Genomic DNA, 2,191 nt, shown 5'->3' with positions numbered 1-2,191 from the left:
GCTCTTTGTGTCGGTCTTCGTGGTGGTCGGCATCGGCCTGCTCACGCTGGCCTGGCGCCAGTCGGTGCTGGCATGGCGCTTTGCCGGGGCCACCGTGCGGTTCGTGCCGGCCGTGCCCCAGGCAGGGGAGGCCTTCGAGGTGGAACTGGCGCTGCCATCCCGTGCGCTGCAGAACCCACCGTCTGGTGGCCGGCGGTTGCGGCTCGCGCAGTACCGGGTGGACGACTCGGGCTCCGGCACCCAGGAGCGGCAGGTGGAAGCCCTCGAGCGGGCTGCAGCGGCGATGCCCGACATGGCCGGTGGCGAGCGATGGCATGCGCGCTTTGAGCTGCCGGCCGATGCGCCCACGCATGGCGGCCGGCGCTCCGGCGAGCGGGTCGACTGGCGGCTGGAGATCCTGACCGCGGAGGGGGCGGTCGAGGTGTCGTACGACGTGCCGGTTCAAGAGACGCCAGCCCGGTCTGCGGGCCACCACCACCCGAGAGCCACGCCGGACCGGTTTGACCGCCGGGCGGCCTGGGGGCGCGAGGAGGCGATTCCGCCGCGCCACGGGGGCTGGTCGATCGGCGACGCTCCGTTGCCATTGCCGAAGCAGGTCCAGGTGGTCGAGCGTCCCGACGCCTGGGAAATGCGCTTCCGGCAGCGTGGGTGGCGCTGGGTGGCCGCGCTGGCACTGGTACCGGTGGGAATCTTCTCGATGCTGTGGTGGCGGTCGGCGCCGCGCGGCTCCTGGCTCGATGCGCTGGGCTCCGGCCCCTGGTGGGGGGCGGCGCTCCTGCTGCTGGTGGCCTTGCATGCGGGCACGCGGCAATGGCGCCTGCGGGTGCGCGACGATGGTCTGGAGCGGGAGCTGGCTTCCTGGATGTGGCGCCGGACGCGGGTGCTTCCGCTGGCATCGCTCGACCACCTGTTTCGCAAGCTGCTCTACACACAAACCAGCGGGCAGACCACGACGGAGTTCCATGCGCTGCATGCCCGCGAGGCGGCCGCCGGGCCCTCGGTCCGGCTGACCCCGGGCCTGCCCGGGGAGGCCTCGGCGGTGGCGGTGGCGCAGGCGTTGCAGGCGGCCGGGGAGCACCGGGCCGGGCGTTTCACCCCCGGCGCCCTGCGCGCGCCATCCGGCGCATCGTGGCGGCCTGCCGCCGGCTGGCTGGTCTGGGCCTTGTGGCTGCTGCTGCTCGCCGTGGGGCCTGGCTGGCTGTAGACGCTGTGTCGGCCCAGGCCGCGGCGGACGACCTCGTCGGGGCGCGGGCTCAGCCGGAACGGCCCTGGTGCCTGGGCGGGTGCGTCGTTTGGGTTTGGTCAGGCCAGACCGGTCAGCGTGCGCCAGCCCGGCCAGCCGTCGCGCCCAATGGCGAACTTGCGTGTGGCTTCGCTCCAGGATGCGCCCACGGCCATGGCGTCGCTGAAGGCCTGGGGGTCGGTCACCCGCGTGCCACCGAGCAGCGTCACGCCGCGCTCGAACAGGGCGTCCGGCCACAGCCCGGCCGAGGGGCCGATCACCGCGAAGCGCTTTGCGTTGGGCGCCGCGGCGAGCATGGCGTCCAGCGTGTCGTTGAGCAGCATGGTCGAGGTGCCCACCACCACGTTGCAGGGGGCGAGGTCGGCGCGGTCCAGCGTGATGTGCACGTTCGGGAAACGCTCGCGCTGGCGCGCGACCATCTCGGCGTTCATCTCCACCACCGAGAGCCGCCCGCCGGCCTCGGCCACGCGTTTCACCAGCGGCGGAAAGAAACCGATCATGCCCAGGTGGTCCTGCGCGCCCAGTTGCACGTCGCCGAGCGAATTGCCCGCGGGCGGTGGCTCGTAGCCCACCCGGCGCCAGACCGAATCGGTCAGGGCGTTGACGGCGGCCAGCGCGATGGCGCGCTCCACCGCGCTGCCACCGGCCAGGCCTTGCGCGAGGGCCAGCGGGTCCGTGCCCTGCAAAGGCAGGTCGCCGCCACCGTGCGCGCGCAGCAGCGCGGCCAGCGTGTCGCCGAGCAGCACGTAGGACAGGCCAAATCCGCCGTCTTCCAGCTCGATGGCGCAGAACTCGGCATCGTGTTCGCCCGCAGCGCCCGTGGTGTCGGGCCGGCGGGGCACGTGCAGACGGCGCACCCGGGGCGCGGGATGCCGCTGCGCGATGGCCGCGAGCTGCGAGAGGATGGCCGAGGCGATGGAGGGTGTCGGGTTCATGGCGGCTGGAGGA

1 protein-coding gene and 1 pseudogene are annotated in these 2,191 nt (G+C 73.3%); one reads left to right on the top strand and one right to left on the bottom strand.

Features of this window, described 5'->3' with window-relative positions; all coding sequences use genetic code 11:
- A pseudogene (locus V6M57_RS02225) lies at window positions 1-1,204 on the top strand (ankyrin repeat domain-containing protein); the annotation flags it as partial.
- 98 nt (window positions 1,205-1,302) lie between these two features.
- On the opposite strand, the gene V6M57_RS02220 reads toward V6M57_RS02225, so the two are convergent.
- On the bottom strand, window positions 1,303-2,191 hold an 889-nt coding region (locus tag V6M57_RS02220; RefSeq protein ID WP_332813349.1), incomplete at its 5' end, for a Rossmann-like domain-containing protein.

It is taken from the genome of Ramlibacter sp., from assembly GCF_036676645.1.
Classification (GTDB): domain Bacteria; phylum Pseudomonadota; class Gammaproteobacteria; order Burkholderiales; family Burkholderiaceae_C; genus Ramlibacter.
Note: the sequence above shows the minus strand (reverse complement) of the source record. Positions and strands in the feature narration are given on the sequence as shown.